Source organism: Vibrio lentus (assembly GCF_030409755.1).
Lineage (GTDB): Bacteria > Pseudomonadota > Gammaproteobacteria > Enterobacterales > Vibrionaceae > Vibrio > Vibrio lentus.
On sequence record NZ_JAUFQE010000002.1, the window covers coordinates 395,935 to 420,037 of the forward strand.

Sequence of the window (24,103 nt, forward strand, 5' to 3'; positions counted from 1 at the left end):
CTTTACCACAAACGATAAAGGCAAAGCCCATTTGAGCTTTGCCTTTTTATTTTGTCATTCGCTAATCTGTTTGTCTTCTTAACAAGTTAACCAATCTACAGCGCTTCTTTACGTATTAGGAGTATCAGGCAAGCGTTAACCACGCTAATGAGCCTGTCGAAATCATCGTCCACATTGTAATACCAAACATCAATGGCTTCGGCCCTGCAGCTTTAAGCTTCTCTACTGAAATACCGCAACCAATCAAGAATAGACACACCACCAATGCACGCTTAGACACATCAAAGATACCTTGATAGACCATCTCAAATTGTGGCAATAAGTCACTAACAGCAATAGCAGCGCAGTAGAAGAAAATGAAGTAAGGAATCGTAATCTTCTTTTGATCGTTCTTGAAGATCATTGCACTGACTAACGCGATTGGGATGATCCAGAGTGCGCGAGCGAGCTTCAATGTGGTTGCTGTGGTCAGTGCTTCTTCGCCATATGCTGATGCTGCGCCTACTACAGAAGATGTATCGTGAATCGCGATTGCAGCCCATGTTCCGAAAGTTTGTTGGCTTAACTCAAGTGCATGGCCAATCATTGGGAACAAGAAAAGGGCGACCGAGTTCAACACAAATACAGTGGCTAACGCCAAGCCAATCTGTTCATCATCGGCTTTGATGGCCGGTGCTACGGCGGCAATAGCGCTACCACCACAAATTGCAGTACCAGAAGAGATAAGGTAACCCGTGGTGCGATCTAATCCCATGCGTTTTGCCAAGAACCAACCAATGACCAAGGTACCAATAATCGTCGTGACAATGAGGCCAATACCATCGCCTGTTACCGCTAATGCTTTCTCAAACTGGATGCCAAAGCCTAAGCCGACAATCGAGTAGGCCAGTAGCTTTTTGGTGAGTTTGCCCACTTCTAGATGCTCAGGGACTAAACCTAAGCTCGCAAGAAGGAAACCGATCACGAGTGCCGTCGGTGAACTCACCCATGGGGTTAAGCAAAACAGAGCAGCAAGATAAAATGGAACAGACTTTTTTAGATTCATTATATTTAATTCGTCGCGTCTAGTATTGGCAGCGTAGTGGAAGACTATACGCTTAACGCAATGGTAAGTAAGTCTAAATGAATTGAACAAACGTTAAGTAAAACTGAACGTTTGTTCTTGTGCTCAAGTGTTTAGCTACAGAGTTGTTTAGTGTGGCTCTGCTTAGCGCAATGGCCCACGAAGCTCGGCAACTGACTGGCGCAATGTTTCACAAGAAGTATCTTTCGGCAAAATTGGTCTCCCGGCTTCGATCTCGATTTTTGTCCAGAATCGATTGGGCAAACCTTTACATGCGCTGCCTTTGAAACGGCTAAAGTAGCTTCCCCATAACCCTTTGAGTGCCATTGGGATGACGGGTACCGGTGAACGTCGGATGATCAGTTCCATTCCACGCATGAATTCAGCAACTTCGCCATCAGAGGTCAGCTTTCCTTCTGGGAAAATACATACAATGTGGCCTTCATGCAGCGCACGTTCTACTTCTTTGAAAGCATTTCGAATCGAACTGCGATTCGTTGCGGAGATTGGAATAACCCCAGCTCGTTTCAAGAAACGTCGTAATGGCGGGAGCTTGGCGTAATCCTCTTCCATCACAAAGCGGATCAAACGAGGACAAACGGCGCTTAGTAGTAATGCATCCATATAACTCACATGGTTACAGACGATTAGCGCACCACCTTTTTCTGGCAGGTTGTGAAGGTTCTTATGCTTCACACGGTACATGGTGTGAGTCACAACCCAAGTGAAGAAACGGAAAGCATAGATCGGTACCTGATAAAACAGGGCAAACATGACTAAAGTATTGAACACCGCGAGTAGCGCAAACAATTGTGGGATTGAAAGCTGTAGAACACTCAGGAAGACGATACCAAGAACAGCGCTTCCCACCATGAACAGTGAGTTATAGATGTTCAAACCTGCGATAACTTGCGCTCGCTCAGTGGGTTTAGCTCTAAATTGCATCAAAGAGTACAAAGGCACGATGAATATGCCACCCGACATGCCAAGCAGCAGTAGATAAGCGAATAGAGGCCATAATTCAGAGTAAGACACGAAGCTTTTGAATGAATCGAAGTCAGGGAGTGCCTCTGGGATCGACACCGCCATTAAAAATCCAAAAATAGAGATGCCTAAGCTGCCCATTGGCACAATGCCGATCTCAATTCTGTGGTTGGATAACTTATCGCAAGCCAATGAACCGATGGCAATACCGACCGAAAACAGTGCTAGTAAAAATGCGACAGCACTTTCGGTACCGTTTAAGTAAACCTTGGTGAAGTTGGGAAACTGAGTGAGATAAGTCGCCCCTAAGAACCAAAACCAGCTTATTGCCATCAGTGCTTGGAACGTAGGTCGATCTTTTTTAGCAATCGCGAGCGTTTGGCGTGTCAATGTAATAGGTTGCCACTTCACTTTTAGGTCAGGCGCATTGCTTGGTGCTTCAGGAATAAAGTAACTGGCTAAATAACCGAGTACCGCAAACGTTACGATGCAGACTGCGGCAATCAGTTTTGAATTTTCTTCAGAGGCAATAATTCCGGCGCCTAAGGTGCCGATTAAAATCGCTAAGAAGGTGCCTGTCTCGACCAAAGCGTTACCAGAAACCAGCTCTTTCGATTCTAACTGCTGAGGAAGTAGGGCGTATTTTACAGGGCCAAAGAAGGCACTTTGTGTTCCCATTAAAAACAGTAATAGAAGCAGAATCGCGTAGCTTTCGTAGATAAAACCAATGGCACCCAGTGACATGATCACGACTTCAAGAAGCTTAACTTTGCGAATGAACCACGATTTTTCGTACTTATCCGCCAAGACGCCGGCTAAAGCAGAAAAGAGAAAGAAGGGCAGAATAAAAAGACCAGCGGCCAAGTTAATGAACAAATTGCTGGAAATTGGCAAGGTATCTACGCTTGCGAAGGCAACAAATAGCAGCAGGACATTTTTGAAGATGTTGTCATTAAAGGCTCCCAAAAATTGGGTAATAAAATAGGGTAGGAACCTTTTTTGGGTTAACAGCGAGGATTGGCTGTCATTGTTCATTATCTGTCCTTCGATGATTACCAGTTGGTGAGGTAGTTTGAGATTAGGTTATTAATCAATTCTTTACCATCAATGGGTTCAGAAGCGAAAAACTTATCATCAACACTCAACAGGGTTATTCCGTGAACACCAGACCATAACACACGGCTTGCCTTCACAACTTCACTTTCGGTGTGCTCAGGAGCAATGGCCATGAGTAATTGCTCAAGCATACCTGTCATTTTATCGATTCGATTGGATTGCCACTCAGGAAGGTTTTCACCGTTCATGTTGTGTTCGAAGATAAGCTGCCAGCGATGAGGGTTTTTCTGTGCGTAGTCGTGGTAGCAATAAGCGAGGTTGAATAACGCTTGCTGTGGGTTGCTTGATTTCTCTACGGCTGATGCGGATTCAGAGGCTAGTTCGTCTAGTGTTTGAGCGACTACATGTAAAAGCAACAGGTTATAGTTGCCAAACACATTCACTAGAGTACTCGGTACATACCCAATCATATTGGCGATTTTACGTAAACTTAACTCGTGATAAGAGTGCTCTTCTAGGAAGTCAGTCACTGTCTTTAGTGTGAGCTGAACCAGTTGTTCTCGAGTGTGGTCGTTTCTTCGTGCCATGAGTAGTATCTAGTAAATGAACATCGTTCAATATTTTAATGCTGCCCCAGAGTGCCGTCAATCCTTTCGCCAAATAAGTAAACAATTAATAGCCGCAATATTATGATACATGTGTAAACACCGTGAATATTTCATTGTTCTTTGTTAACGAGTATGATTAAGGTGTCGAAAGATAAAGAAACCTATAAAGGATAATAATGAAACGATTTTTCTCACTAGTCGCGATCCTGTTGGTAACAGTCGCGGTGACGCCAATCGCGGAAGCGAAAAAGTTTGGTGGTGGTAAGTCATTTGGCAAAAGCTTTAAAACGGCTCCAGCACCAAAACAACAAAACACGAATTCGATCCGTCAAGATCAAACGGGTAAGAACACAGCAGCTAACTCTAGCAAGAAAGGCCTTATGGGCGGTCTGCTAGGTGGTTTACTTGCTGGTGGTCTTTTAGCTGCATTCTTTGGTGGCGCATTTGAAGGTATCCAGTTCATGGATATTCTGATTATGGGTCTTATTGCTTTCCTAGCGTTCAAATTCCTACGCGGAATGTTGGGTGCTAAGCAGGGCTCCATGAATCAGCAGAATGCACGTGGCCAACAGCCAGCATTCGGCGGCATGGGTCAGAACAAGTTTGAACAACCGCAGCAAAAGCCAAATGTTCATAACTTTGAGCAAGCACAACCTCAATCTCAAGGCGCTGCTGGCGGCTTTGGTTTTGGTGCGCAAAGCGATGTTCCACACAACTACCCACCGGGTTTTGATCAAGCGGCTTTCATCAATGGTTCTCGTGAGCATTACCGTACACTGCAAGGTGCATGGAACCACAACGAGCTAATCACGATTGAAGAATACGTATCTCCAAGCCTATTTGAAGACCTGAAAGCTGAGCGTAATAAGCTAGACGGCGATCAACACACTGACGTAATGTACGTTGATGCTGAAATCGTTCGTGCTGACCATGACGGTAGCAAGGCTCAATTAAGCCTACAGTTTAGCGGTCGTTACCGTGATACTGCGGATGGTATTGAAGAAGATATCACCGATATCTGGCACTTAGAGCGCGACCTAACGACTGACAATGCGCCTTGGTTAATTGTTGGTATTCAAGGTTAATCTATACTAAATACCATTCAATTTAGTCTTTAAATCAAACGCCTACTGAGTAATCAGTAGGCGTTTTTTTATGGTAAAGAAAACGATCATTTGACTCTTCTTGCCTGTTAGCGAGATAAATCATGAACAGCTTGGGTTATTTGTTCTCTATTTCATTGAATGAGTTCTGAGTAAACTGATACCAAACAATTGATTAGGTAATACGATGAGCGAAAACACAACATTGGTGAAATGGGGCATTGCTGGCTTAGGCAACATAGCGAAAAGGTTCGCAACTGCACTCACTCAGCATTCTGCACATGGTGAGCTTTACGCCGTCGCTTCTAGGGACTCTGAACGAGCAAACGTGTTTGGTCAGAACTTTGGTTGCGAGTTGAGCTATGGATCCTATGAAGAGATGGCCAACAACCCGGATGTCGACGCGGTTTATATTGCCACTGTTCATCCATACCACAAACCGTTGGCGGAGTTGTTTCTCAGTCACAATAAACATGTCTTGGTAGAGAAACCCGCGTTTACTAATCTCGCAGACTGGTTAGTAATGAAAGCCCTAGCCGACAAACATGGGGTGTTGTTGTTGGAAGCGATGAAAACAGTGGCGTTTCCAGCGTACCGTGAGCTTAAATCTTATCTATCTGAAAACAACATACAAGTCACCTCGATTGAAGCTGGGTTTGGCAACGAACATGACTATGACCCCAACTTGTTTATATTCAACCCAGAACTCTCGGGTGGTGCGACACTTGATGTTGGGGTTTATGGGCTTTGGTTTTACTATGATTTATGTCGAAGCTTAGGCGTAACGCCTTCAGAGCCTAAGGTTGAGATGTCGAGTCTGTACAAGCAATCGAATGTGGATACTGATTCTCTGTTTACGTTCTCTCAAGGTATTGAAGGGAAAATATCGGCGTCTATCGTTTCTAATTTACCTCGGTCTGCTACATTGCGAGGGCCTGAACTAACGATCACGATCAGAGACAAGTGGTGGAACCCAGAGACAATAGACATTGAATATCAGAGCACAAAACACACCATTCAGCATAAAGTTGCGGGTAATGGTTTCGAGTTCGAGATTGATCATATGTCTCAGTTGATACGTGATAACAAGACTGACTCTGATATTCTGCTCTCTGATGTATCTCTACAGGTTATCGAAACCATGGAGCGAGCATTGATGAACGCGGGCTTCGGGCACCTCACTAAAATAAAGACTTCAGAAAAATAAATGGCAAACCAAAAGCGACAACTCGAACTTTATGAACAGATATTTCAGGCGTTTGGCCCTGGAACCTCGCGATGCCAGATCAGTCAATTGGCGGCGCTGTTGTTCGTCAGTGAGCGTCATGTTCAAACCATTATCAAAACGATGGTTAGGGAAGGTTGGGTTGAGTGGCAGGCGAGTTCAGGTCGCAACAAAAAAGCGTTATTAACATGCCTCGTTGAACCTATCGATGCGTGTTATACGTTGGTTCGTGAGCTGTCAGACGCAGGTAGTGTGGAGCAAATGCTTCCAATATTGAGTTTTGGCGGAAGGGATGTCGGGCTAGAGCTGCAATCGTTTTTAAGCCATGCTAATCAAGCCGCGCGTCGCGCCTATATCCCATTTCATCGAAAGCTAGAGCAACTCCATCCTCATAAGGTGCTCCGACGAACTGAGCGCTTCTTAGTGAGCCAAGTGTGTCAGCGTCTTACTTATGTTGAGAATGACCAAACTGAGAATAACCAAGCTGGGAATGACCAGGCTAAGAATAGCCAAGTTCGAGGTGATTTAGCTTATCACTGGCAATCAAATGAAGATGCGACAGTGTGGCGCTTTCAAATTCGCAATGACGTGCATTTTCACGATGGCAGCCTTTTATTGAGCAAGGATATTGTTCGCTGCCTTCAATCTTTGACTCAGAGTGAGCATTGGCGTCTTGGTTATCAGCACATCGCCGCCGTGGATCTCTATTCAGAGAATACAGTGGAAGTGCGTTTGAGTGAAACGGACTGGCATTTACCAAGGCTTTTGTCTCGTGCTGAAGCGTCAATATTTCAAATGTCGACATCTGGGAAGCTCAATGGATCAGGTGCTTTTTCTCTCGATATTTTCTCAGAGAACATGCTCCGCCTCAGTCGTAATAAGCTCTATTCACATCATGTGTCTATTTTAAATAGCATCGAGCTGTGGGTGTACCCAGAATGGGCAACGAGTAAGATATGCGCTGAAAACAAGCTGTGTCTTGAAATGCCTGAAAAAACCAGTGCCGTACCGAGTGAAAACTATTCTACATTTTTGAAGATCCAAGCCCCAAGTCAGACTAACGAAATAACCTCAATAATGACGGTCGAAGATACATCGGAATGCCAAAGGCTCTTTACAAGCCTTGCTTCACCTGATGATAGGTTGGTGTTAATCGAATACGGAAACTACACCAAGATCGAAGGTGTGGTGTTGTGCAGTATTATTGACGAAGGTGACCCGTTGAGCGCTTGGCTTAGCTTCTTATCTCGCTTTCCGTTTTCTACTTTCAATTTAGATTCGAAGATCTTAGAGACGATTCGAACGTACCTTTCGTTGATTCGTCAGGAGCCTGATTTCAGTCGTTCGCTAGCCATACTAGCTGAATGTCGTCAGTGGTTGTCTGAGGTAAGTATTGTTACTGAGCTTAAGCATGAAGCGTTTGGATTGGAAGTGTCAGAGCGGATACAAGGCGTACAAGTGAATGGTTTTGGCTGGTGTGAATTGAATAAATTATGGATTTTAGAGAGTTAAGCACTGATGGTTCAAAGAAAGTGATAAATCAGAAATACGCAATCAACAAGTCAGAAACCAATAAGCCAGAAACGAAAAAAGCCAACTCAATGAGTTGGCTTTTCGATTTTCCAATTAAGGAGAATATGGTGGAGGGAGACGGATTCGAACCATCGAAGGCAGTGCCGGCAGATTTACAGTCTGCTCCCTTTGGCCACTCGGGAACCCCTCCAGGGTGTGTCTTACTTTTCACAAAGTAAGCCTAAATTGATGTTTTCCCATAAGCCCATCAACTAGGTTGTTCTCTTAACTCTCGAAAGAGGTAAGAAGAATATGGTGGAGGGAGACGGATTCGAACCATCGAAGGCAGTGCCGGCAGATTTACAGTCTGCTCCCTTTGGCCACTCGGGAACCCCTCCAGGGTGTGTCTTACTTTTCACAAAGTAAGCCTAAATTGATGTTTTCCCATAAGCCCATCAATCAGGTTGTTCTCTTAATTCTCGAAAGAGGTAAGAAGAATATGGTGGAGGGAGACGGATTCGAACCATCGAAGGCAGTGCCGGCAGATTTACAGTCTGCTCCCTTTGGCCACTCGGGAACCCCTCCAGGGTGTGTCTTACTTTTCACAAAGCAAGCCTAAATTGATGTTTTCCCATAAGCCCATCAATCAGGTTGTTCTCTTAACTCTCGAAAGAGGTAAGAAGAATATGGTGGAGGGAGACGGATTCGAACCATCGAAGGCAGTGCCGGCAGATTTACAGTCTGCTCCCTTTGGCCACTCGGGAACCCCTCCAGGGTGTGTCTTACTCTTCACAAAGTAAGCCTAAATTGATGTTTTCCCATAAGCCCATCAATCAGGTTGTTCTCTTAACTCTTAAAAGAGGTAAGAAGAATATGGTGGAGGGAGACGGATTCGAACCATCGAAGGCAGTGCCGGCAGATTTACAGTCTGCTCCCTTTGGCCACTCGGGAACCCCTCCAGGGTGTGTCTTACTTTTCACAAAGTAAGCCTAAATTGATGTTTTCCCATAAGCCCATCAATCAGGTTGTTGTCTTAACTCTCGAAAGAGGTAAGAAGAATATGGTGGAGGGAGACGGATTCGAACCATCGAAGGCAGTGCCGGCAGATTTACAGTCTGCTCCCTTTGGCCACTCGGGAACCCCTCCAGGGTGTGTCTTACTTTTCACAAAGTAAGCCTAAATTGATGTTTTCCCATAAGCCCATCAATCAGGTTGTTCTCTTAACTCTTAAAAGAGGTAAGAAGAATATGGTGGAGGGAGACGGATTCGAACCATCGAAGGCGGAGCCGGCAGATTTACAGTCTGCTCCCTTTGGCCACTCGGGAACCCCTCCAGGGTGTTTTTCCTAACTCATAATGGATAGGCTAAAGAGATGTTTTTCCCAACGCATCTCTCAAGTGCGGAGCGCATCATAGCAAACACGTTAAACCTGTAAAGAGTTTTTCTTATGGTTTTGTGTTGAATGCTGCCTTTTTGGGCAAAGATGGCGAAAAGTACGCATATTGCTCGGGAAGTGAACATCTGTACTAAGGTTTACGTATTAATAGGTAACACCTTGAGGTAACTGGCTTTCTGTATTGTGTTTGGTTTGCGTCATTCGCCGAGAAACGTAAATGGAATTTAATCTAGATTTACACTTCTTGACGTTACAGCATTCATCACTTGATAGAATACGGTTAATTTCATTTATAGATCTTAAATCTTACTTGCAGACCATTATTATGAAGCGTAAATCTGTTTTAACCCTGCTTAGCTTGTCTATTCTTATGGCGTCTCCGGCCGCACTTGCAAAACGTCAGGGGCCTAGCACTGTAACTGTTGTTACTGAGCAGGTTGATATTCACCAAGTTAGCCAATCTCTTTCTTTGGTTGGTAAGTTAGAAGCCGAGCAATCTGTGATCATTACTTCTGAAGTCGCGGGCAGAGTTGACTCTATCAACATCAAAGCCAATCAAGATGTGACTAAAGGGCAGATGTTGGTTCAATTAGATGACGACAAAGCCAAGGCCGCGGTTGCAGAAGCGCAAGCGTACTTAAAAGATGAGAAACGTAAGCTTGCAGAATTTCAACGACTAGTGAAACGTAATGCGATTACGCAAACTGAAATTGACGCACAGAAAACCAACGTTGAAATTGCCAATGCACGTTTAGCTGCTGCGAATGCTAACCTTAAAGATCTTCACATCAGCGCACCTTTTTCTGGCACGGTCGGCTTTATCGATTTTAGCCGCGGTAAAATGGTGACAGCAGGCACTGAACTCGTGACGTTAGATGACTTGTCTGTGATGCAATTAGATCTTCAAATTCCTGAGCGTTACCTTTCGAAATTGTCTAAAGGCATGACAGTAACGGCTCGCACCAGTGCGTGGGGTGAGACTCAGTTCACGGGTACTGTGGTTGGCATTGATTCTCGTATCAACGCTGAAACCTTGAACTTACGAGTTCGAATCCACTTCGACAACAATAATGATTACCTAAAACCGGGCATGCTAGTCGCGGCTGACATGGATTTCCCTCCAGTAGAAGCGCCAATCATTCCTGTTCAAGCACTTGAATATTCAGGCACTAAGCGATTTGTTTATGTTATCGGTGAAGATAACAAAGCGACACGTACCGAAGTTTTCTTAGGTGCGCGTATCGATAACGAAGTCGTGATTGATAAAGGTATCGAGATTGGTCAGAAGATCGTGGTGCAAGGTATTGTGAACATGCGTGATGGCGTGTTGGTTCAAGAACTTGCCGTTAATCGCCCTGCTAAACCTGACGGCGATACCGCTAATCTTGATGGTAATACAGCAACTCAAGAAGGTGCGAACTAATGTTGTTATCTGATGTTTCTGTAAAGAGACCAGTAGCGGCTATCGTATTGAGCTTGCTCTTGGTTGTGTTTGGTATTGTATCGTTCAACAAGCTTGCTGTTCGTGAGATGCCTGACATTGAAAGCCCAGTAGTGTCGATCAGTACTCGCTATGAAGGTGCATCAGCCACCATCATTGAGAGCCAAATAACCTCTAATCTCGAAGACCAACTCTCCGGTATTAGTGGTATAGACGAAATTGAGTCAACCACTCGAAATGGTTCTTCAAGAATCACGATTACCTTTGAACTTGGTTATGATCTTAATACCGGTGTCAGTGATGTGCGTGATGCGGTAGCGCGTGCCCAGCGTTCGTTGCCAGATGAAGCCGATGACCCGATTGTTTATAAGAACAATGGTAGTGGTGAAGCGTCTGTTTATATCAACTTAAGTTCAACCGAGATGGACCGAACGCAGTTAACCGATTACACCGAGCGTGTGTTGATTGACCGCTTTAGTTTGATCTCTGGTGTGAGCTCAGTGGACATCTCGGGTGGCTTGTACAAAGTAATGTACGTCAAGCTAAAACCTGCTCAGATGGCCGGGCGTGGTGTGACAGCCTCTGATATTACGCAGGCGCTGAACAACGAAAATATTGAAAGCCCGGGCGGTGAAGTTCGTAACGATGCGATTGTGATGTCGGTTCGTACGGCTCGTTCATATACCCAAGCTGAAGATTTTGAGTACCTTGTTGTTAAGCGTGCTTCTGACAACACACCTATCTATTTAAAAGACGTAGCAGATGTTTACATCGGCGCTGAAAACGAAAACTCGACCTTTAAAAGCGACGGTGTTGTTAACGTAAGTATGGGCATTGTGCCTCAGTCTGATGCCAACCCACTTGAGGTGGCTGACTTAGTTCATAAAGAAGTAGAGGCCATTCAAAAGTTCTTGCCTGACGGAACTCGCTTGGCTGTCGACTATGACTCCACTGTCTTTATCGACCGTTCGATCTCAGAGGTTTACAGCACACTCTTTATTACGGGTGGTTTGGTTATCCTCGTGCTTTATGTCTTCATCGGCCAAGCACGTGCAACCCTGATCCCAGCGGTGACGGTTCCTGTCTCTTTGATTTCATCGTTTATTGCGGCGTACTACTTCGGCTTCTCTATCAACTTGATTACCTTGATGGCACTGATTCTGTCTATCGGTTTGGTGGTTGATGACGCTATCGTGGTGGTTGAGAATATTTTCCACCACATTGAGCGCGGTGAATCACCACTGCTTGCCGCTTATAAAGGCACGCGTGAAGTAGGCTTTGCGGTAATTGCAACCACGCTAGTACTGGTAATGGTGTTCCTACCCATCTCGTTTATGGATGGAATGGTTGGCCTTCTGTTTACTGAGTTCTCGGTACTGTTGGCGATGTCGGTGATCTTCTCGTCTGTTGTGGCATTAACGCTAACGCCAGTTCTGGGCAGTAAGATTCTAAAAGCGAATGTAAAACCAAACCGCTTCAATCGATTTGTAGAACGTGTGTTTGGCAAGCTAGAAGCTGGATACAAAGCGGTATTGCGCCGCGCGCTAAACTGGCGTTGGGCTGCTCCAATCATCATTATTGCGTGTATGGGCGGTAGCTATGGTTTGATGCAGCAAGTGCCTTCGCAACTGACTCCGCAAGAAGACCGTGGTGTTATCTTTGCGTTTGTTCGTGGTGCTGATGCAACCAGTTATAACCGTATGTCTGCCAACATGGACATTGTTGAAGAACGTCTAATGCCGCTACTTGGTCAAGGCTTCTTGAAGTCATTCAGTATTCAATCACCAGCGTTTGGTGGTAATGCGGGTGACCAAACGGGCTTTGTCATCATGATCCTAGAAGATTGGGACGAACGTGATGTTACGGCGCAAGAAGCGTTGAACGAAGTTCGTAAATCTTTAAATGGCATTCCAGATGTACGTGTATTCCCGTTCATGCCTGGTTTCAAAGGCGGTTCAAGTGAGCCAGTTCAATTCGTACTGGGAGGCTCTGATTACTCTGAGCTTCAGAAATGGGGCGAACTGTTAAAGCAAGCGGCTGAAGACTCTCCAATGATGGAAGGTGCGGACATCGATTACTCTGAGAAAACACCTGAGTTATTGGTTACCGTAGACAAGCAGCGTGCAGCTGAGTTGGGTGTAAGCGTATCCGACATTTCGGACACGTTAGAAATCATGCTGGGCGGTCGCAGTGAAACCACCTTCGTTGACCGTGGTGAAGAGTACGACGTGTATCTGCGTGGTGATGAAAACAGCTTCAACAACGCCAACGACTTAAGCCAAATCTACATGCGAACTCAGTCTGGCGAGCTAGTAACGCTCGATACGCTGACACACATTGAAGAAGTGGCATCGTCGATTCGTTTGTCGCACTACAACAAGCAGAAGTCAGTAACCATCAAAGCGAACCTAATGGAAGGTTACACGCTGGGCGATGCTCTAGATTTCCTTGATGAACAAGCTATCGAGCAGCTACCGGGTGATATTTCAGTAAGCTACTCTGGCGAGTCAAAAGACTTCAAAGAGAACCAATCGAGTATCTTAGTGGTGTTTGCGCTAGCGATGTTGGTGGCGTACTTGGTACTTGCGGCGCAGTTTGAGAGCTTCATTAACCCGCTGGTGGTGATGTTCACCGTACCTATGGGTATCTTTGGTGGCTTCTTAGGCTTGGTGTTGATGAGTCAAGGACTCAACGTATACAGCCAGATCGGTATGATCATGCTGATAGGTATGGTGACCAAAAACGGCATCTTGATCGTAGAATTTGCTAACCAACTTCGTGACCGTGGTATTGAGTTTGAAAAGGCGATCATTGATGCTTCAGCTCGACGTTTACGTCCAATCATGATGACCGCATTTACCACGCTAGCAGGTGCCATTCCATTGATTACTTCAACGGGCGCGGGGTATGAAAGCCGAGTGGCGGTGGGTACGGTTATCTTCTTCGGTATGGGCTTTGCGACTTTGGTTACTCTGTTCGTTATCCCTGCGATGTACCGACTGATTTCTGGCTCGACGCGTTCTCCGGGTCACGTGGAAGCGGTTCTAAATAAAGAACTAAGCCACGATAACGTGGGAAGAACCAGTCACGGTTAATCGGTTTCAATAGCGATTCTTTTAAAGCCCGACAACCCTGTTTAGTTGTCGGGCTTTTTATTTAACACGTGAAAATGATCTGAGGGAATAACTCAGCAGGCGTTATAAATCGCTAAGATATTTTAAAGTTTCGAGCAGTTCATCCATTGAGCTGTGGCCTCTTAGGTTCACCATATAGCGACCATTTATGATGAAGCTTGGAATGCTGACAATTGCAGTTTGCTCTGTTTTATCCGCAGCATCCTTTACATAAGTTGCCCATTGCTGCTGTTGGCTTTTTGTCATGTTCTCTTGTGTCACAAGGTTGTGTTTCTTAAAGAAGACATCAATATCGGCTTGTTGAAGTGGACTGTTTGTCTGCACCAGAGAAAACAGTTCATTAAGCAGTTCGTGAGATAGGTTGGGCTGTTGAACCAATACGGTGTAATAAAGGCTTGCGGCTTGAAGTGTCGATTCATTAAAAATAACGTGAGTACGGTGCAATGTTAGTTCACCAGAAGCTTCTTTATCTTTGAGTAGCTCAGTCATCTGCCAACAAGGTGTGCAGGTTAATGAGAAAAACTTGTCTATCTGATGGTCTGTTGAATAAGGATTCTCCAGAAGTGTGTATTGCTCGCCTTCAGTAGGAGATGCATAGGTTACTGAGCTAAAGATGATAGACGCTAATAAGAAAAGTACGGTTTGAAATCGTTTCATGGGAGTTCCGGTTTATCGGTGTAGTGATAAAAAATGCCCATCACACGAGGTGCAATAGGCTTGGTATTGGTTTATTGATGAATGTTTTGAAAAGCCTGCGTTTGCTCCTAGCGAAATGCGGGCTTTTTTTGTATAACAATATCTGCTCAACACATTAAAAAATGAAAACTATTAAGGGACACCAAAGTGGCTGAATTTAAATACAAAGATCTTTCTCAAGAAGAACAAGACAAGCTGGATGCAGCAACCTTTCGTCGCCTGTTAGCACACCTAGACAACAACAAAGATGTACAAAACATCGACCTGATGATCTTGGCTGGCTTTTGCCGTAACTGCTTCAGCAAATGGTACAAAGCGGAAGCTGAGCAACAAGGCCTAGACCTTGATATCGACGATGCTCGTGAGCGTGTCTATGGCATGACTTACGATGAGTGGAAACAAAACCACCAACCAAAAGCAACTCCAGAGCAACTGGCAGCTTTTGAAGCGAAGCAAAAACCAGAATAACCTCGTGTCATGGGTAACCAATGACACACAAAAAGAGCCCATTAAGGGCTCTTTTTTATTTTGAAAACTTGTTCTTGGCTAGGTGTTTAAACTAATTCACCCGTTTGCGAGAAAGCTTCCAACTTCGCTGCGTAAGGCTGTAGGTCACCAATGTTGTTGTTCACCCACTCATCATTAAAGTAAGTGTCTAGGTAGCGCTCGCCACTATCACAAAGTAAAGTCACGATAGAACCTTTCTCGCCACGCGCTTTCATCTCGCTTGCCAGTTGAAGCACACCGTACATGTTTGTACCCGTAGATGCGCCAACCTTGCGACCAAGAATGTCAGACAACCAGTGTGTGGTTGCGATACTTGCTGCGTCTGGGATTTTACGCATTTCGTCAACTACACCAGGAATGAAGCTTGGTTCTGCACGTGGGCGACCAATGCCTTCAATTTTGCTGAATGTGTTGCCTTTAACATTCGCATTGCCTGTTTTGAAGTACTCGTGGAATACCGAGTTTTCAGGGTCGACAACACATAGCTTAGTTTCATGCTGTTGGTAGCGAATGAAACGGCCGATTGTTGCTGAAGTGCCGCCAGTACCTGGGCTCATTACTACCCAAGTTGGAACTGGGTGATCTTCCATCTGCATTTGATTGAAAATTGAGTTCGCGATGTTGTTGTTACCGCGCCAGTCAGTTGCACGCTCAGCGTAAGTAAATTGGTCCATGTAATGGCCATTCAGTTCCGTCGCTAAACGGCGAGACTCATCGTAAATTTCATCTGAGCGATCAACAAGGTGCGCTTGGCCGCCGTAGAATTCAATCTGCTCAATTTTTTTCTTCGCTGTGCACTTAGGCATTACCGCAATAAACGGCAGACCAAGTAGGCGAGCAAAGTACGCCTCAGACACAGCAGTGCTGCCTGATGAAGATTCAATGATCGTTGTTTCTGGGCCAACCCAACCGTTACAAATCGCGTATAAGAACAGAGAACGCGCCAAACGATGCTTCAAAGAGCCTGTTGGGTGTGTGCTTTCATCTTTAAGGTAGATATCAATGCCTTCGATGCTTGGAAGGTCTAACTTGATAAGGTGCGTATCCGCTGAGCGTTGGTAGTCGGCTTCAATTTTACGAATCGCGTTATTAATCCATTGATGGTCAGTGCACATAAGCGTTCTCCTGATCTTGTGTAGGAATTTTTTGTAATTGGTATGGTTATAATTTAGCGATAATTCGAGAGAAAAACTTTGCCATATTTGCTTTGTTTTGACTAAAATGTAGAAAATTATTCTATTTAAATGCGATTTGGTGAAAGTGTGATAGATGCTGTAGATAAAAAGATATTAAGTTTGCTGCAAGAAGACAGCACACTGTCGTTGAACGATATTTCAGAGGCGGTCAACCTAACCACCACGCCCTGTTGGAAAAGGCTGAAGCGTCTTGAAGAGAACGGCATTATTGAAAAAAGAGTGGCGTTGCTTAACCCTGAGAAGCTTGATCTTGCTTTTACCGCGTTCGTATTGGTGAAAACAAGCAACCATTCTCATGAGTGGTATGGGCGCTTTGTGAATACTGTGTCGGACTTTCCAGAAGTGATGGAGTTCTATCGAATGGCTGGCGAGTATGATTATATGATGAAGGTTCAGGTTAAAGACATGAAGTGCTTTGATGACTTCTACAAGCGCTTGGTGAACAGTATTGATGGTATCTCGAATGTGACCTCGACGTTTGCTATGGAACCATTGAAGTACACCACAGCACTGCCGCTGTAAGTTAAACCTAGCCTCACGTTACATCTTGTCTCAGTTTAGATGTCGCCTCTGCGATAAAGAAAAGGATTATTCATGTTTGCAAAAATCTCTACCGCGATCCAATTGGTGTTAGCCGTCGCTATTTTTTATTTAGGCTACACCATCTATTCGTTTACCAATAAAGTCGGTGAGATCGTCGATACCTATCCGCAGGTCATCGAAGATTTATCAGCTCTCACCAAAGGGCTAAAAGTAGAAGAGATGTTAGCGTTTGCTGAGCATGTTAGTGAACTTGCTCCTCAGGTGTTAAACACAGTGGATGAAGTCAGAAAGACCATCGACCAAGTTAATCAAACCGTTTCGTCAGTGGATGGCAAAATTCCCGCTATTTTGGATGAAGTGAAAAATGTTCGAACGGAAGTCGAGCAGGTAAGAACCGATGTGATCCCGCCAACATTGACTGAATTAAAACGATACCGTGTGGATGTGATGCCACCAATGCTCGCTGAAAGTAAGTCATACCGAGAGCAGACTATTCCCGTCATTGTTACCGAATCCGAGATGCTCAGAGCGGAAGTGCCGGGTATTTTGGCACAGGCTAATTTGCTAGCCGATAAGAGTAAAGAGTTAGCTCAGGGAGCGGCAGAGGGTGCAGTGAAAGGCGTGGTGTTATCGCCATTTAATCTACTGCGAGACGCGAGCGACGGCCTAAAAACACGTGTGCAAAGTGAATTCGAACCGACGCTTGAAGCTGAATAGAGTTTACTGATTTTTGATCAACGGCTTTCGTCGACGCAATGAAAACAAAAGGGGCTAGGTGTGATACCTAGCCCTTTATTATTTGGTGTGTTGACAGGTTTACTTAGTAAAGCGCATCACACCTTCTTGAACAGCTGTCGCTACTAGCTCACCTTTTTGATTGAAAATCTCGCCGCGCACTAGGCCACGAGTGTTCGCTGCCGTTGGGCTTTCAATCGCATAAAGCAACCATTCATCCATCTTGAATGGGCGGTGGAACCAGATTGAGTGGTCAATCGTCGCCACTTGGAAGTTTGGCGTCATGATTGACACTTCATGTGGGTGAAGTGCTGTTACCAAGAATCCCCAATCCGACGCGTAAGCAAGCAGGTATTGGTGAATGAGCTGGTTATCTGGCAACGCACCATTCGCTCTCACCCAAAGATACTGCTTTGCTTCTGTCTTTTTAGGCTTCAGTGGGTTAACCACTGTTACTGGGCGCATTTCAATTGGCTTTTCGCCACAGAAAGTTTTACGCAGTTTCTCAGGTAAGAACTCAGCAATATGACTCGCTAGCTCAGTTTCAGATGCAAAATTCTCTGGCCCAGGGATGTTTGGCATTTCATTCTGATGTTCAAAACCTGGAGCATCACCATGGTAAGAAGCCGTGAGATAGAAAATAGGGCGGCCATTTTGAATCGCTTTAACACGGCGCGTGCTAAAACTGCGTCCATCCCTTAGGTTCTCTACATCGTAAATGATTGGCTTTTCAGGATCGCCGGGAAATAGAAAATAACTGTGGAACGAGTGAACACTACGATCGTCTTGAACAGTATAACGGGCAGCGGAAAGCGCTTGTCCCAATACCTGACCGCCGTATACCTGTGGCAGTCCGAGGTTCTCACTTTGCCCACGGAATAAACCTTCTTCCAGTTTTTCTAGCTGAAGTAAACTTAGTAATTCTTGTAAAGGTTGACTCATCGCCAGCATTCCTCTTCGTAAAATAGGTGTCAGATTATGGTGCTAATCATTTAGCTTAGTCAGATATCTGTCAATAAATCATAGGGTTTCAAGACAGAATATGAAAGCTCTCTTATAATTGGTGGGTAGATTTGCCGAGTCCGGCAAACATGTGGAGAGAAATTGAATATGAAAAAGGCTCTAATTCTTATTACGTCTTTAGTATCGTTTGGCCTACTTGTTGGTTGCCAAGCAACATCAGAAACGAACACTTCTCAGGAAGTGGTTGCAGAGAACGCTCAAGTGATTTCAGGAACAGTAAGCTATCGCGAAAGAATTGCATTGCCCGAGAATGCAGTGGTTACCGTAACGCTAGAAGATATTTCACTGGCTGACGCTCCATCGACCGTTATCGCGACTCAAGAATTCACTACTGACGGTAAGCAAGTACCGTTCGCATTCGAGCTGAGCTACGACAACAACAAGATTCAACCGAACCACCGTTACAACATGCGCGCAACGATTCATGTTGACGGCAAACTGCGTTTCACAACAGACACAATTAAGTCAGTGATTACCGACGTAGAAAACACGCAACAAGCAGACCTACGCTTGGTTGGTGTTCGTTAATTAGAAATGGATGCCAATATTAAGGCATTTTGGCTAGTTGATTAGCTAACCAACTAGCTAATAAATGGCAGCTCTAGGGCTGCCATTTGTATATTCTGAGTTTAACCTTTCCTGTGTCACTCACTTCAATGCCTTCTTCGACCAGATGCTTCTTTTGGCGATCAAACGAATCACCTTTCAAAGATATCTCACCCTTACTGTTGATCACCCGATACCAAGGCAGTTTGCTACCTTCTGGTAAATTACCTAATGCTCTACCGACATGTCGTGCATACCCCGGAAAACCTGAAAAACGTGCTATGTCTCCATAAGTTGTTACTTTTCCATATGGAATTTGGTGAATCACTGCAAAGATTTGGGGCAAAAATTGGTCCATACTAAAAATTCCTAGTTCATTAATACCACGGATCGGTAGAAGGAGAGGGCTATGGTATTTTCAACGTTTCAGTTCTTGATAACCACATTATTAGCCGTTGTTTGTGCGAGAGCAATCAGTTTAAGTGAGGGAGATATCCCAGTGCTTGCAATGGTCATCCCTGCATTATGGATATTACCGCAGGGCGGCATTGCAGGATTAGTTCTGCTTGTTTCCATGACGACTTACGGCTTAACGCTGCCCCTACAACCCATCACGCTCTCTGTGAGTGCGTGGGTGCTCTTCCCATTATTGATGGTGGTTTTTTCAAAACGTAGTAGCTTGTCGGTTGTTATTATTTCGGGATTAATTGTCGCGACCCTACAAGTCGGGATTATGGTGACCCAATCCGCGGGTAAGCTTGATGGCGCACCTTGGATTACCACACTGCAAACCTTGTCGATCATCATGATTTGGTGGGCGGCGAATCACCTTAAACCAGCCAGTCGACACAGCTGGTGGTCATTAGGCTTGATTCTTCCATTATGGATGGCCGATTTACCTTACGCGGCTTTGGTCGCCTTGTGTGTTACAGGCATCATGGCATCGATGGAAACCCTCACTCGCTTGAAGACCTTCCGTTGGAATAAGTTACTGTGTTGGACATTGCCGACTGTTGGCTTTGCGGCTTTGGTGATAACGCCAAGTATTGAGGTGCCAAGCCCAGTCTTTGTGGTGTGGCTATGTTTGTTGGGCACCGCATGGATGACAGATTACATCATCCGAACGGAAGAGAGCGAAGACGCCGACCTCTAGCTGAAGTGAATGATATTCTGCTCGTAAGGATAAAAGCGAGCACATGTGACTTGAATGAATGTGTTATGAAACAAAGACAAAGCTGATGCTTTATCCGACAGTTTTACGGTGTGTTGGGTAAAGGGTAATCACTTGAACCACATTTGTTTAAAAAGAGTCGCTTTGTGCTTGCAATGGTTGCTGCGATGCTTAATAATCCAATCACTCTTTGAGGCAAGCCTCTTGGAAAAAGAATCTATGGAGGCTCTGGTCCTCCCGCAACACTAACTTGTGAACTCGGTCAGGCCTGGAAGGGAGCAGCCGCAGCAGGCGACGTGTGTGCCGGGATGTGGCTGGGGCTTCCACCCATATAAAAAGCCGCTTTTAATGAGCGGCTTTTTGCTATCTGAAGCTTAATTTTATCTTGTTTATGGCTAGAGGTGCGAAAATATCAGTTTTTGAGGAAACGGTTATAAACAAACAGCAACACGAATGCGCCAAGCGTTGCGGTTATAATACTACCGATGTTAATGCCGTCAGCACTGCCGAGGCCGATGAAGCTCCCTAAAAAACCACCAACAAAGGCACCAGCAATACCTAGAACCATGGTGGCGATCCATCCACCACCATCGTTGTCCGGCATTAGCCACTTAGCTAGCGCCCCTGCAATCAACCCAAGAATAATCCAAGATATAAACCCCATAACTTCTCCTTACTCATTATTGTGTTAGGTGCATGTCGTCACACATCTATGGTTACGTTTAAATCATAGACCATACATCAAAACTCGATTTCACTAACTGATGACCATTGCGATGTAACCCAGAATAAGAACCAATACCGATGTTAAAGCGTAGGGCACAGGATATCCGATCGCTGGCATGTCACTGTGACTGGCATCTTGTGCGCCTTTCATTGCAGGCGTACTGTTCCTGCCTCCGGCACAAGCGCCAGCTAAAATTGCAGGATTCATTTTTCGGAAATATAAGCCGTACAACCAAGCTAATAAGGGTGGTACTAAAGCAGCTGTCACCCCGAGCAAAGCTATCTTGATGACAACGATGCCTTGAAAAGAGGCCAGTATTTTGGGGCCTACCGTCGCTGCCAATACAGCAACAAACAGATTTAGGCCGATGTCTTGTAGAAAGCTTCTTGCTCCCTCGCTCATAGGGCCGCCAAAACTTGGATTTCGCGTGCGTAGGAAGGAAAAAATGATCCCGGTGAGCATACAGCCTGCCGAGGTTCCCAATGCAAATGGAATACCTGCGACTGTGACACTTAAATGGCCGAAGACATAACCAATTAATAAAGAAACGGCGAGATAGAAGGTTTCTGTGACGGTACTCTCGACGATGGGTACACTGTTCAACTTAGTGGCTGTTTGTTCTACACACCACTGAGAGCCGGCAATTCGAACCACATCGCCAACTTCGATCTGGGTTTGTGGTAATAGAGGTTGCTGGTGGCCTTGTCTGAAGACTGCTTTAAAGTAAACACCAAAACCGACTTCGGAATGTAACTGCGCTATCGTTTTTCCTGCATGTTCGGACTTCCCAATGTGAATGTCCGCTACTTCGATATCGACATTTCTAGCTCGTGGTTCATCGACTTCATTTCCGATATCAGCTTCACCTTCCGTAATCAAGACGCGATATTCTCCGCGAATGCCAATGACATCATTTAACTCAAGCATTGGATTATCAGAAGCATCAATGACTTGCTCACCTCGAACCACTTTAAGCACGGCCGCATCAGGGAAGTTTCGATACAGCTCCTGCACTGAACGACCGACTAACTCTTGGTGTGTGACCTTATAAGCGCGAACATCAATGGGTAGAATGCCAACATCTGAGAACCCAAAGGTACTTGGGAGCTTCTCGTTGTCATCGCCAGTTGAGAACTCTGCTTCTGCTTCTTTACCTGCTTTGACGGGATCAATTCCAAAGAGAGAAGGGAGGTACTTAATGAACAAGATGATGAGGACGGTCGACAGGACATAGCTTATCGCGTAACCCGCCGCAATATTGGCACTGACCTGATCAATGCTCATCCCTTCCGGTGGAGTAAATGCGCCTGAGCTAATTGCTGACTGCGCTACGCCCATTACTGCCGTCACTGTGTAACTGCCAGAAATGATGCCCGCGGCATAGCCGGGCTCAAGGCCTATGAGCTTGGCGCCGATGACAACAATCGCAAAATTGCTGAACACGACAATTAAACCAATGACGACGAAGTCGATGCCTCCTCTAGCAAGGCCGGAGAAAAATTGCGGTCCTACTTTCATCCCAATGGCGTACATGAACATCATTAAGAAAATGTCGGAGACCAATCCTGGTTCTTCAATTTTTAGTCCATAAACTGAGAAGGACGTCAGTGCGATACCAACGCCAACGATTAGGGTGCCAGCTGTTGTGCCTAAGCTCACACCTTTAAAAGTGAGTCGACCAAGTGGATAACCAATGGTGAGTGATAGAAAGAGAAATACAAACGGATTCTCAGACAAGTAACTAAATAGAAAGGACATAATGTCACCTGCTAACTTGTTGATATAAGGGCAAGGAACCATCAAGGCTCCTTGCTTTAAGTAAGATGGGACAATTAGCTGTGATTAAAGTTACTCGACTCGTCAGCGTCGCTACCATTGACGACCGGGTGTTTGTCAAAGAAATCAACGCAGTGTTGTAAGTCGGAAATCAAAAGGTCAGCCATATCACGACTAAAACCATGACGAACTAAAATACGCATGATTACCAGATCTTCACGCTCGGCGGGCATCGCATAAGCGGCAATTTGCCAACCACGAGATCGGATGCGATCCGAAAGATCGTAGAGGTTAAAGCCTGGGGTTGCGCCATCTTTAATTGACCAACTCAAGGCCGGGATACCACCATGACCATCGTAGATGATGTGAAATATACCCATCTTTTCGACTTCTTTGGCAAGGTAACGAGCCGTGTCATAACAAGCATCATGGATCTTACGGTAGCCCTCTTTACCAAGACGTAAAAAGTTATAGTATTGCGCAACGATTTGACCCCCAGGGCGGGAGAAATTGAGCGCAAAGGTAGGCATGTTGCCACCGAGGTAGTTGACGTTGAAAATCAAGTCTTCATGCAGAGCATCCGCATCTCGCCAAACAACCCAGCCAACACCAAGTGGAGAAAGACCAAATTTATGCCCAGAAGCATTAATGGATTTGACCCTTGGCAAACGGAAATCCCACACTAAATCTGGGTCGCAGAATGGGGCGAGAAAGGCACCACTTGCACCATCAACGTGAATCGGAATATCTAATCCGGTCTCTTCTTGTAGTTTATCTAACGCTTCGTGTACCGCTTGTACTGGCTCGTATTGGCAAGTAAAGGTCACGCCTAGTGTCGGGACGACGCCAATCGTGTTCTCGTCACAACGTTTGATTACTTCCTCTGGGGTCATGATCAGACGATCACCTTGCATTGGGATTTCGCGAAGTTCAATGTCCCAGTAACGGGCAAATTTATGCCAACAAACCTGAACTGGACCACAAATAAGGTTAGGACGGTCAGTTGGCTTACCTTGCTTCTTCATTTTCTCACGCCAAGCCCATTTTAGCGCCATACCACCAAGCATTGCGGCTTCACTTGAGCCAGTTGTTGAACATCCCATTGGATTTTCAGCGTTAGGTGCATGCCAAAGATCGGCGAGCATATGTACACATCGAGATTCGATTTCTGCCGTTTGTGGGTATTCATCTTTATCGATCATGTTTTTGTCGATGCATTCATCCATCAATTTATGGACTTCGTCTTCGACCCACGTTTGACAGAAGGTCGCAAGGTTCTGACGCGAATTGCCATCTAGCATTAGTTCATCATGCACGACTTGGTAAGCATGAGCGGGTGCATGCTCTTGCTCTGGGATTCGATACTTGGGCATAACAACGGAAAGATCTTTGGAAGAATAAACATCATCTAAGAGTGAACCACGAACAGTCGATTTTTTATGAAGAGGCATGGTGAATCCTTTATCTTATTGAATTTATTTTACTTATTGCCATTGAAACATCAGTAAATAGCAATATTGGCAGCTAAATAAACATAGCAGGATTTTATAAAAATTCAGCTTAAATAAGAGTCTGGTTGCTTATTTCACGTTGTTTTATCTTGTTTTGTGCACGGTAAAACAAATATTTCAAAAGTACACTGTGTGGTGAAAAACGGAGTT

The 24,103-nt window shown here is 45.1% G+C and carries 20 protein-coding genes, 7 tRNA genes and 1 other RNA gene; 11 read left to right on the forward strand and 17 right to left on the reverse strand.

Annotated elements, in window-relative coordinates:
- Positions 1–124: 124 nt before the first annotated feature.
- From QWZ07_RS10145 to QWZ07_RS10155, 3 genes are all read right to left on the reverse strand, one after another.
- Positions 125–1,045, reverse strand: a complete 921-nt coding sequence (locus QWZ07_RS10145) for a YeiH family protein (RefSeq protein ID WP_029223440.1) — start codon at positions 1,043–1,045, stop codon at positions 125–127.
- A gap of 162 nt (positions 1,046–1,207) precedes the next feature.
- Positions 1,208–3,082 (reverse strand): MFS transporter, encoded by a 1,875-nt coding sequence (locus QWZ07_RS10150; RefSeq protein WP_192853229.1) that lies wholly within the window; start codon positions 3,080–3,082, stop codon positions 1,208–1,210.
- 17 nt (positions 3,083–3,099) lie between these two features.
- The gene (locus tag QWZ07_RS10155; RefSeq protein WP_017110059.1) at positions 3,100–3,690 is read right to left on the reverse strand and encodes a TetR/AcrR family transcriptional regulator; all 591 of its coding nucleotides are present in this window, start codon (positions 3,688–3,690) and stop codon (positions 3,100–3,102) included.
- A gap of 197 nt (positions 3,691–3,887) precedes the next feature.
- Here QWZ07_RS10155 and QWZ07_RS10160 point away from each other — a divergent pair, with 197 nt between their 5' ends.
- From QWZ07_RS10160 to QWZ07_RS10170, 3 genes are all read left to right on the forward strand, one after another.
- A complete protein-coding gene (locus QWZ07_RS10160; RefSeq protein WP_192853230.1) occupies positions 3,888–4,796 on the forward strand; it encodes a Tim44 domain-containing protein in 909 nt (302 codons plus the stop codon).
- Positions 4,797–5,001: 205 nt separating this feature from the next.
- A complete protein-coding gene (locus QWZ07_RS10165; protein ID WP_192853231.1) occupies positions 5,002–6,021 on the forward strand; it encodes a Gfo/Idh/MocA family protein in 1,020 nt (339 codons plus the stop codon).
- Complete coding sequence (locus tag QWZ07_RS10170; RefSeq protein WP_192853232.1) at positions 6,022–7,551, forward strand: SgrR family transcriptional regulator; 1,530 nt, start codon at positions 6,022–6,024, stop codon at positions 7,549–7,551.
- A 126-nt stretch (positions 7,552–7,677) separates the two neighbouring features.
- On the opposite strand, the gene QWZ07_RS10175 is transcribed toward QWZ07_RS10170, so the two are convergent.
- The 7 genes from QWZ07_RS10175 to QWZ07_RS10205 all read right to left on the reverse strand — a co-directional run bounded on the left by QWZ07_RS10175 (position 7,678) and on the right by QWZ07_RS10205 (position 8,884).
- A tRNA-Tyr gene (locus QWZ07_RS10175) sits at positions 7,678–7,762 on the reverse strand.
- A 102-nt stretch (positions 7,763–7,864) separates the two neighbouring features.
- Positions 7,865–7,949, reverse strand: a tRNA-Tyr gene (locus tag QWZ07_RS10180).
- A 102-nt stretch (positions 7,950–8,051) separates the two neighbouring features.
- Positions 8,052–8,136 (reverse strand) — tRNA-Tyr (locus QWZ07_RS10185).
- Positions 8,137–8,238: 102 nt separating this feature from the next.
- Positions 8,239–8,323, reverse strand: a tRNA-Tyr gene (locus tag QWZ07_RS10190).
- A gap of 102 nt (positions 8,324–8,425) precedes the next feature.
- A tRNA-Tyr gene (locus QWZ07_RS10195) sits at positions 8,426–8,510 on the reverse strand.
- A 102-nt stretch (positions 8,511–8,612) separates the two neighbouring features.
- Positions 8,613–8,697, reverse strand: a tRNA-Tyr gene (locus QWZ07_RS10200).
- Between the two features lie 102 nt (positions 8,698–8,799).
- Positions 8,800–8,884, reverse strand: a tRNA-Tyr gene (locus QWZ07_RS10205).
- A 388-nt stretch (positions 8,885–9,272) separates the two neighbouring features.
- Here QWZ07_RS10205 and QWZ07_RS10210 point away from each other — a divergent pair.
- On the forward strand, positions 9,273–10,370 hold the full coding sequence (locus QWZ07_RS10210) for an efflux RND transporter periplasmic adaptor subunit (RefSeq protein ID WP_032501088.1): 1,098 nt from the start codon (positions 9,273–9,275) through the stop codon (positions 10,368–10,370).
- Positions 10,370–13,483, forward strand: coding sequence for a vibriobactin export RND transporter permease subunit VexH (gene vexH / locus QWZ07_RS10215; protein WP_017105252.1), 3,114 nt, complete (start codon positions 10,370–10,372; stop codon positions 13,481–13,483). The genes QWZ07_RS10210 and vexH overlap by 1 nt, the downstream gene beginning before the upstream one ends.
- 102 nt (positions 13,484–13,585) lie before the next feature.
- Here the strand turns inward: vexH and QWZ07_RS10220 are convergent, their stop codons facing one another.
- Complete coding sequence (locus QWZ07_RS10220; RefSeq protein ID WP_192852640.1) at positions 13,586–14,179, reverse strand: thioredoxin domain-containing protein; 594 nt, start codon at positions 14,177–14,179, stop codon at positions 13,586–13,588.
- A gap of 186 nt (positions 14,180–14,365) precedes the next feature.
- On the opposite strand from QWZ07_RS10220, the gene QWZ07_RS10225 reads away from it, so the two are divergent.
- Entirely contained in the window at positions 14,366–14,686 is a 321-nt protein-coding gene (locus tag QWZ07_RS10225; protein ID WP_004736423.1) for a DUF1244 domain-containing protein, read from the forward strand.
- An 86-nt stretch (positions 14,687–14,772) separates the two neighbouring features.
- On the opposite strand, the gene QWZ07_RS10230 is transcribed toward QWZ07_RS10225, so the two are convergent.
- Positions 14,773–15,840 carry a PLP-dependent cysteine synthase family protein gene (locus QWZ07_RS10230; RefSeq protein ID WP_102460213.1) on the reverse strand — a complete coding sequence of 356 codons (1,068 nt, stop codon included), beginning with the start codon at positions 15,838–15,840 and terminating at the stop codon, positions 14,773–14,775.
- A 129-nt stretch (positions 15,841–15,969) separates the two neighbouring features.
- Here QWZ07_RS10230 and QWZ07_RS10235 point away from each other — a divergent pair, with 129 nt between their 5' ends.
- Positions 15,970–16,443 (forward strand): Lrp/AsnC family transcriptional regulator, encoded by a 474-nt coding sequence (locus QWZ07_RS10235; RefSeq protein ID WP_017105254.1) that lies wholly within the window; start codon positions 15,970–15,972, stop codon positions 16,441–16,443.
- 72 nt (positions 16,444–16,515) lie between these two features.
- Positions 16,516–17,181: a hypothetical protein gene (locus QWZ07_RS10240; protein WP_017110053.1), complete on the forward strand. Its 666-nt coding sequence runs from the start codon at positions 16,516–16,518 to the stop codon at positions 17,179–17,181.
- A gap of 99 nt (positions 17,182–17,280) precedes the next feature.
- Here the strand turns inward: QWZ07_RS10240 and tesB are convergent, their stop codons facing one another.
- Positions 17,281–18,141 carry an acyl-CoA thioesterase II gene (gene tesB, locus QWZ07_RS10245; RefSeq protein ID WP_029405291.1) on the reverse strand — a complete coding sequence of 287 codons (861 nt, stop codon included), beginning with the start codon at positions 18,139–18,141 and terminating at the stop codon, positions 17,281–17,283.
- A gap of 168 nt (positions 18,142–18,309) precedes the next feature.
- Between tesB and QWZ07_RS10250 the strand changes: the two genes are divergently transcribed.
- Complete coding sequence (locus QWZ07_RS10250; RefSeq protein WP_065103959.1) at positions 18,310–18,750, forward strand: YbaY family lipoprotein; 441 nt, start codon at positions 18,310–18,312, stop codon at positions 18,748–18,750.
- A 73-nt stretch (positions 18,751–18,823) separates the two neighbouring features.
- Here QWZ07_RS10250 and QWZ07_RS10255 read toward each other — a convergent pair whose 3' ends face one another.
- Positions 18,824–19,126, reverse strand: a complete 303-nt coding sequence (locus tag QWZ07_RS10255) for an MGMT family protein (protein WP_099166286.1) — start codon at positions 19,124–19,126, stop codon at positions 18,824–18,826.
- 51 nt (positions 19,127–19,177) lie between these two features.
- Here QWZ07_RS10255 and QWZ07_RS10260 point away from each other — a divergent pair, with 51 nt between their 5' ends.
- The gene (locus QWZ07_RS10260; RefSeq protein WP_099166287.1) at positions 19,178–19,921 is read left to right on the forward strand and encodes a VP0952 family biofilm-associated protein; all 744 of its coding nucleotides are present in this window, start codon (positions 19,178–19,180) and stop codon (positions 19,919–19,921) included.
- 244 nt (positions 19,922–20,165) lie between these two features.
- An RNA gene (ffs, locus tag QWZ07_RS10265) (signal recognition particle sRNA small type) lies at positions 20,166–20,262 on the forward strand.
- Positions 20,263–20,351: 89 nt separating this feature from the next.
- Here ffs and QWZ07_RS10270 read toward each other — a convergent pair.
- The 3 genes from QWZ07_RS10270 to gad form a co-directional block, all read right to left on the reverse strand.
- A complete protein-coding gene (locus tag QWZ07_RS10270; protein WP_192852641.1) occupies positions 20,352–20,603 on the reverse strand; it encodes a GlsB/YeaQ/YmgE family stress response membrane protein in 252 nt (83 codons plus the stop codon).
- Positions 20,604–20,696: 93 nt separating this feature from the next.
- A complete protein-coding gene (locus tag QWZ07_RS10275) occupies positions 20,697–22,424 on the reverse strand; it encodes an aspartate:alanine exchanger family transporter (RefSeq protein WP_192852642.1) in 1,728 nt (575 codons plus the stop codon).
- Between the two features lie 74 nt (positions 22,425–22,498).
- Entirely contained in the window at positions 22,499–23,893 is a 1,395-nt protein-coding gene (gene gad, locus QWZ07_RS10280) for a glutamate decarboxylase (protein ID WP_017105444.1), read from the reverse strand.
- Between the last annotated feature and the right edge of the window lie 210 nt (positions 23,894–24,103).

What these genes read in the sequence shown, in the direction of transcription:
- QWZ07_RS10145 (WP_029223440.1), bottom strand. Translation starts at nt 1,045, where the DNA reads ATGAATCTAAAAAAGTCTGTTCCATTTTATCTTGCTGCTCTGTTTTGC.
- QWZ07_RS10150 (WP_192853229.1), bottom strand. Translation starts at nt 3,082, where the DNA reads ATGAACAATGACAGCCAATCCTCGCTGTTAACCCAAAAAAGGTTCCTA.
- QWZ07_RS10155 (WP_017110059.1), bottom strand. Translation starts at nt 3,690, where the DNA reads ATGGCACGAAGAAACGACCACACTCGAGAACAACTGGTTCAGCTCACA.
- QWZ07_RS10160 (WP_192853230.1), top strand. Translation starts at nt 3,888, where the DNA reads ATGAAACGATTTTTCTCACTAGTCGCGATCCTGTTGGTAACAGTCGCG.
- QWZ07_RS10165 (WP_192853231.1), top strand. Translation starts at nt 5,002, where the DNA reads ATGAGCGAAAACACAACATTGGTGAAATGGGGCATTGCTGGCTTAGGC.
- QWZ07_RS10170 (WP_192853232.1), top strand. Translation starts at nt 6,022, where the DNA reads ATGGCAAACCAAAAGCGACAACTCGAACTTTATGAACAGATATTTCAG.
- QWZ07_RS10210 (WP_032501088.1), top strand. Translation starts at nt 9,273, where the DNA reads ATGAAGCGTAAATCTGTTTTAACCCTGCTTAGCTTGTCTATTCTTATG.
- vexH (WP_017105252.1), top strand. Translation starts at nt 10,370, where the DNA reads ATGTTGTTATCTGATGTTTCTGTAAAGAGACCAGTAGCGGCTATCGTA.
- QWZ07_RS10220 (WP_192852640.1), bottom strand. Translation starts at nt 14,179, where the DNA reads ATGAAACGATTTCAAACCGTACTTTTCTTATTAGCGTCTATCATCTTT.
- QWZ07_RS10230 (WP_102460213.1), bottom strand. Translation starts at nt 15,840, where the DNA reads ATGTGCACTGACCATCAATGGATTAATAACGCGATTCGTAAAATTGAA.
- QWZ07_RS10235 (WP_017105254.1), top strand. Translation starts at nt 15,970, where the DNA reads ATGCGATTTGGTGAAAGTGTGATAGATGCTGTAGATAAAAAGATATTA.
- QWZ07_RS10240 (WP_017110053.1), top strand. Translation starts at nt 16,516, where the DNA reads ATGTTTGCAAAAATCTCTACCGCGATCCAATTGGTGTTAGCCGTCGCT.
- tesB (WP_029405291.1), bottom strand. Translation starts at nt 18,141, where the DNA reads ATGAGTCAACCTTTACAAGAATTACTAAGTTTACTTCAGCTAGAAAAA.
- QWZ07_RS10250 (WP_065103959.1), top strand. Translation starts at nt 18,310, where the DNA reads ATGAAAAAGGCTCTAATTCTTATTACGTCTTTAGTATCGTTTGGCCTA.
- QWZ07_RS10255 (WP_099166286.1), bottom strand. Translation starts at nt 19,126, where the DNA reads ATGGACCAATTTTTGCCCCAAATCTTTGCAGTGATTCACCAAATTCCA.
- QWZ07_RS10260 (WP_099166287.1), top strand. Translation starts at nt 19,178, where the DNA reads ATGGTATTTTCAACGTTTCAGTTCTTGATAACCACATTATTAGCCGTT.
- QWZ07_RS10270 (WP_192852641.1), bottom strand. Translation starts at nt 20,603, where the DNA reads ATGGGGTTTATATCTTGGATTATTCTTGGGTTGATTGCAGGGGCGCTA.
- QWZ07_RS10275 (WP_192852642.1), bottom strand. Translation starts at nt 22,424, where the DNA reads ATGTCCTTTCTATTTAGTTACTTGTCTGAGAATCCGTTTGTATTTCTC.
- gad (WP_017105444.1), bottom strand. Translation starts at nt 23,893, where the DNA reads ATGCCTCTTCATAAAAAATCGACTGTTCGTGGTTCACTCTTAGATGAT.